This is a genomic window from Propionivibrio sp. (assembly GCF_016790145.1).
In the GTDB taxonomy this organism is placed as follows: Bacteria; Pseudomonadota; Gammaproteobacteria; order Burkholderiales; family Rhodocyclaceae; genus Propionivibrio.
Window position 1 is genome coordinate 1 of the sequence record NZ_JAEUOI010000012.1, and the last position, 5,785, is coordinate 5,785.

The window sequence follows — 5,785 nt, forward strand, 5'->3', positions numbered from 1 at the left end:
CGGCAGGACGATTATCTTCGTCCGCCCGGTTTGCTGGTCTCAAGGATGGTAGTGGTCTACTGTTGCGAAAATGTGAAATGGGGGATGAACCGCTACCGAGTTCGGTGACGGCTATGGCGGGCTGGAAAAGATTTCCCTGATCCCAAGGTAATGATCGTCATTCACTTCAACGAAGCCTTCCTGGCCAAGAGCCCGGAACATGTCTTGCAGAACCGCGCTTTCGCTGAAGAACGCCATTTTGATACGCTCGACCAGAGGCGGGCAGAGTCTGCCTCGATAGACGAAGGGGTCAACAGGAATCGGCGACGATTTCCAGAAGACCGCGACTTCATCGGTTCGAAAACTGCCCTGGCGGATGGCTTCGTCCAGGCGGCTGCTGGAAACGAAGGCGGCATCGACGAGACCCTTGTGCACCGCCTGGATGGCTCGGACGTGAGTGTCGGACAAGGTTGCTGCCAACAGCACGAAAAACAACACCACTATGCCAGCCAGTGGGCGTTTCCAGCTTGATCTGGACGGCGTCTGAAGCCATGTTCGGAAGCGTTGGAAATAGGAAAGCGGCATTCAGGTCAGTCCGTAAGCAACGCCGTTATTATGTTTCCACTTTGTGACAGGCTGGTTACATTTCCGTGCTAGGGCATCAGCCGCGTTCGGGCGCGCCCCTATCCGGGCAGTCGAAGCAGTGCCTGCCCCATTTTTATCAGCCGGCCTTCGGCTATTTGCCCACACAGTGTAAACCCTCTGGGCGCGAAGACGATGATCGTCGACCCGTGCTGGAACCAGCCCATTTCCTCGCCCTTGATAAAGTTTGCCGCACAGGGAATGAGATTGGGGCCGCGGTAGCGCAGGTGCAGCAGCACATCAAGGAAATGCAGGCGAATGCTGGCGACGAGGATGGCGGCAACCGGCACCAGGGCGATGCGCTGGCCACCGGCGATGAGGCTCGTTTCGATCAGCGCCCGTTCGTTCTTGCAGAACAGTTTTTCCACCCGCTTGAGGGCAATGGGGTTCACGTTCCAGGTGTCGCCGGAAATGTAGGTCACTTGCTCCACCCGGCACTCGTGTGGGGCATGGAAGCGGTGGTACATGCTGGAGGTCAGGCGCAGGGTGACGTAAGTGCCGTCGCGGTAATACTCGACGAGTGCCGGGTCGTGCAGCAAGTCAAGCAGGGAGTAGGGAAAACCCTTGGCCTGGATCAATTGCGTTCCGGCGATGGTGCCACAGGCGCCGACAATGCCGTCGCAGGGGCTGACCAGGACGCCCGGATCATTGTCCAACGGTCGCGCACCCTCGCGCAACTGGCGGGTGAAACACTCGTGCAGGCTGCGAAAGTGCGTCTGGCGTGCGTCGGAAAGATCGAGGTCGGCAAAAAGCTTCCACAGGGCGATCGAAAAATCGCGCACCTGGGGCTGTTCGATCTGGCTGAACCAGCCCATGAAACGGGTGAGAAATTGCCGCGGCACGCGGTTGGTGAGCAGGAAATTGAGGTCTTCCTGGAGAACGAGGCGCGACAGCAGATTACGAACGGTCATGGTTTTGTAATGAAAAATGGGTAGAACACAGGTCAAGGAGAAATCAATGAACGAAACTATTGCTTTTTACGCCGCCGGCCTGGGTGCACTGGCCATGGCCTTGCCTCGCCTCAAACGTCGCCTGGAACTTTCCCGCGCCAAGCATCCCTCGCTGGCCGGACATTCGCGAATGGCCAAGCGCGTGGCGCGGCTGATTCCTTTCTACGAGTACGAGGAAGCGACTTTCTTCTGTTCCGACCAGGCTCCCGAGGACATCGTGCAGCGCCGCCGCGAGGGCTTCATGGCCCTGGCATCGTTGTACCGGGAGCGCTTCGCGCGCTCGGCGGCGCTCACAGCCGAGGCCGGTGAAAGCATCTCCGACCTGCAATTCACCGGCAACTACCGGGTTCCCTTCCAGTACCAGCGCTACGTCCGCCAGCACCTGAAGGGCGGCAGTTTTTTGCAGTCCAGCGAGGGCGTTCAAGTCACCGACCTTGACGGCAACGTTCTCTACGATCTGACTGGTTCGTACGGCGTCAATGTTTTCGGTTACGATTTCTACCGGCGCTGCATTGCCGAGGGCAGCTCCCGCGTTCAGGCGCTGGGGCCGGTGCTCGGCGCCTACCATCCGGCGGTTGCCGACAACGCCCGCCGGCTGCGGGCCATTTCCGGACTCGACGAGGTTTCCTTCCATATGTCGGGCACCGAAGCCGTGATGCAGGCTGTCCGCCTGGCCCGTTACCATACCGGGCGGCGCCATCTGGTGCGCTTCTGCGGTGCCTACCATGGCTGGTGGGAGGACGTGCAGCCCGGCATCGGCAACCCGCTGCCGCCGCGCGAGACTTACACGCTCAAGGAAATGGACAGCGCTTCCCTGCGCGTACTCTCCACGCGCAGGGATATTGCCTGCGTCCTGGTCAATCCACTGCAGGCTCTGCATCCCAATGCCGGCGCTCCCGGCGATTCCTCGCTGGTAGACAGTACCCGCAGCGCCGGCTTCGATCGTCCGGCCTATACCGCGTGGTTGCAGCAACTGCGCGAGGTATGCAGCCAGCGTGGCATCGTGCTCATTTTCGACGAGGTGTTCGTCGGCTTCCGTCTGGCGCCAGGAGGCGCCCAGGAGTATTTCGGCGTGCGTGCCGACATGGTGACCTACGGCAAGACTCTCGGCGGCGGCCTGCCGGTGGGTGTCGTCTGCGGTCGCCGCGAGCTGATGAAACGCTTCCGCGACGAGCGCCCGGCGGACATCTGTTTCGCACGCGGCACCTTCAATTCCCACCCCTACGTGATGGGCGCCATGCAGGTCTTTCTTGAACAACTCGAACAGCCGCAGTTGCGCGCCCTCTATGAAGGGCTGGAAGAGACCTGGAACGCTCGCGCCAGAGCACTCAACCAGCGCCTGGAGAATGCCGGGTTGCCGCTGCGGGTAGCCAACATGTCGAGCATCTGGACGGTGGTCTACACCCTGCCCTGCCGCTACAACTGGATGCTGCAGTATTACCTGCGGGCCGAGGGGCTGGCCCTGTCGTGGGTGGGTACCGGACGGCTGATCTTCAGCCTGAACTACGAGGATGTCGATTTTGCCATGGTTGCCGAAAGCTTCGTCGCCGCCGCTCAGGCCATGGCCCGCGACGGCTGGTGGTGGCAGGCGCCGGGACTCACCAACAAGGCCATCCGGCGCGGCATCCTGCGCGAAATGCTGGCCAATCGCTTGCCCAATCGGCTGGCTCACCACTTTGCTTCCGGCAAGTGATTTGCTGGCCAGCGCCGTCGACCGCCCCGCCGGTGCTGCGGGGGGTGACCGGCCATGTCGGGTCAGGCGCCCTGCTCGTGCTGCATCGGATCGATCAGCTCACCGCGCAGCAGGTGCAATGGGGCGGTGCAATAAAGCTTGAGGTCGTGAAAGGGGTCAGTGAGGATCTTGGTCATCCACACCAGTCCGGTCTGCACGTCACGGATGAAGAACAGATGCACGGTACGGAAGATCAGCCCGCCGATACCAACGAACAGCCAGATCAATGCAATCTGGTCGATCAGTTCTGACTTTCCGCTCGCCGGCTCGAAAATACCGAACAGGGTCGGATCGACAAAAAGCAGCAGCGGAGCCACCGCCCAGATGGCGATCAGCACCAGTTTGCGTCGAAGGTTGTAACCGACCTTGATTTCTTCCTTGTGTTCATGGCTGGCCTGGTTGACGGTGTCATAGCCTTTGGGTTCGAAGAAAAAGTGGCCGGCCTGGCGGGTGGTCATCGAGACCAACCAGCCGGTCAAGGCGGCGGCCACCGGGTTGTAGAACATCATGACGTAGGCGCTGATGAAGCTGAGTGCGCTGACGAAATGCAGCGACTGGTTGATGCGGCTGTGGTGGTAGTAGCGGTGGTCATCCCAGCGTTGCACTTGCAGGGCTTTCAAAAACGCTTTCATTGTCGCTCCTTGTCGGGTTGTATTCGGAACATCGGTTGGAGTCTCCAACGTTATTGGTCTGTTGTTACCGTTTTGTTAAACCGTCAAGAAAAAATGGCGACAATCTCAATCATCACAAAAATTTAATATTGCCGTAGCCTTTCTGTTACCGGGAGTGGGGATGATTGAATAATTTCTCATTGCGAGCCATCCATGGACTCCATCCGCATCGAGCAGTTGTCGGCAGCCCGCAAGTCCCTGCGACTTGCCGTCGTTACCGAGACCTATCCGCCGGAAGTGAACGGCGTGGCGCTCTCCCTATCGCGCTTTGTCGAAGGCTTGCACGAGCGCAATCACGAGATTCAGTTGATCCGGCCCCGCCAGGCTCATGCCGAGTTACCCGCTTTGGGCGGCGGCTTCGACGAGATGCTGACCGCCGGCATGCCGATTCCGCGCTACCCGGATCTGAAAATGGGTCTCCCGGCCCGACGGGCTCTTATCAGGCAGTGGACGCTGCGCCGTCCGGATCTCGTCCATATCGTTACCGAAGGCCCGCTGGGCTGGTCCGCCTTGCGCGCGGCACTCAAGCTCAAGATTCCCGTCTGCTCCGATTTCCGCACCAATTTTCATGCCTACAGTCTGCACTATGGCATCGGCTGGCTGAAAAAGCCGATCATCGCCTACCTGCGCAAATTTCATAACCGCACCCTGATGACCATGGTGCCCACCGAGCAGATGCGATGGGAACTTGCCGCCTGCGGTTTCAACAACCTGCGCGTGGTGGCGCGCGGCGTCGATGCGCAACTGTTCAACCCGGGCCGGCGCAGCGAGGCACTGCGTCAGCAATGGGGAGTCACGCCGGATACGCCGGTGGTAATCCATGTCGGACGGCTGGCCGCCGAGAAGAATCTGACCGCACTGAGTGCTGCATTCATCGCCATCCGCCTGCGTCAGCCCACTGCCCGGCTGGTACTGGTGGGTGATGGACCCGAGTTGAAGATGCTGCGCAGCCGGCTTCCCGATGCCATTTTCGCCGGCACCCGCCGGGGTGAGGAACTGGCCACGCATTTCGCCTCCGGCGACCTTTTCCTTTTCCCGAGCCTGACCGAGACCTTTGGCAATGTCACCCTGGAGGCCATGGCCAGCGGCTTGCCGGTAGTGGCTTACAACTACGCGGCGGCAGCCCAGCATCTGCGCCACGGCACCAATGGCCTGCTCGCAAGCTATGGCCAGACGGAAGATTTCATTGCCATGGGTACTGAAATGGCGGCCAGGCACCGGCAGGAACCGGACAAATTCCGCGCCATGGGCCGCGACGCCCGGGTGACTGCCGAACGTCATGACTGGAAGTGCGTGGTGCAGGATTTTGAATCCTTGCTCTGCTCCCTTGTTTGAGGATCTGTTCAGATATCCCATTTACGGGTCTGCCCGAGGGGAGAAACCAGGGCACTACCCGGTTATTCAGACCATTCGCTGAAGTGTCTGGATGTCATATAACGGAAACCTCGACTTCGTATGATGTTTGACATTCCATTGACCTGAATTGCACCTTGACCGCTGCTTCCCCGGCTCATCGCCGCCACCGCTATCCCTTGCACGTCTACATTGCCGTGTTGTTTACCGCGCTGGTGCTGACGACGGGCGCGCTGATCGCGGCGGTCGACTACACCAACGCGCGACGGCTTGCGCTCGACATCGTCGGCAAGCTGTTCGAGCGTTCGGCACACGAGACACTGTCCGAATTGCGCGCCGGCCACGAGCCGATCCGCACGCTGGTCGCGCTTCTTGCACAGCGCCCGAACGCCAGCGACGGTGGCCCGCAGGGACAATTAGCCAGTCTGCCGATGATCCGTCTTGCCCTGGATATGACA

General features: G+C 60.3%; 6 protein-coding genes. 3 read left to right on the top strand and 3 right to left on the bottom strand.

Going from position 1 to position 5,785, the window contains the following annotated elements; genetic code table 11:
• Positions 1 to 111 precede the first annotated feature (111 nt).
• Together JNM42_RS00875 and asd are read right to left on the bottom strand one after the other, a co-directional pair.
• Positions 112 to 564 (bottom strand): PhnD/SsuA/transferrin family substrate-binding protein, encoded by a 453-nt coding sequence (locus JNM42_RS00875; protein WP_294264727.1) that lies wholly within the window; start codon positions 562 to 564, stop codon positions 112 to 114.
• A gap of 98 nt (positions 565 to 662) precedes the next feature.
• Positions 663 to 1,532, bottom strand: coding sequence for an archaetidylserine decarboxylase (asd, locus tag JNM42_RS00880; protein ID WP_294264730.1), 870 nt, complete (start codon positions 1,530 to 1,532; stop codon positions 663 to 665).
• 46 nt (positions 1,533 to 1,578) lie between these two features.
• On the opposite strand from asd, the gene JNM42_RS00885 reads away from it, so the two are divergent.
• Complete coding sequence (locus JNM42_RS00885; RefSeq protein ID WP_294264732.1) at positions 1,579 to 3,264, top strand: aminotransferase class III-fold pyridoxal phosphate-dependent enzyme; 1,686 nt, start codon at positions 1,579 to 1,581, stop codon at positions 3,262 to 3,264.
• Positions 3,265 to 3,326: 62 nt separating this feature from the next.
• Here the strand turns inward: JNM42_RS00885 and JNM42_RS00890 are convergent, their stop codons facing one another.
• Positions 3,327 to 3,935: a hypothetical protein gene (locus JNM42_RS00890; RefSeq protein WP_294264735.1), complete on the bottom strand. Its 609-nt coding sequence runs from the start codon at positions 3,933 to 3,935 to the stop codon at positions 3,327 to 3,329.
• Between the two features lie 192 nt (positions 3,936 to 4,127).
• Here JNM42_RS00890 and JNM42_RS00895 point away from each other — a divergent pair, with 192 nt between their 5' ends.
• Together JNM42_RS00895 and JNM42_RS00900 are read left to right on the top strand one after the other, a co-directional pair.
• Positions 4,128 to 5,309, top strand: coding sequence for a glycosyltransferase family 1 protein (locus JNM42_RS00895; RefSeq protein WP_294264738.1), 1,182 nt, complete (start codon positions 4,128 to 4,130; stop codon positions 5,307 to 5,309).
• Positions 5,310 to 5,464: 155 nt separating this feature from the next.
• Positions 5,465 to 5,785, top strand: a 321-nt coding sequence (locus tag JNM42_RS00900) for a hypothetical protein (RefSeq protein ID WP_294264741.1), incomplete at its 3' end; no start/stop codon positions are given.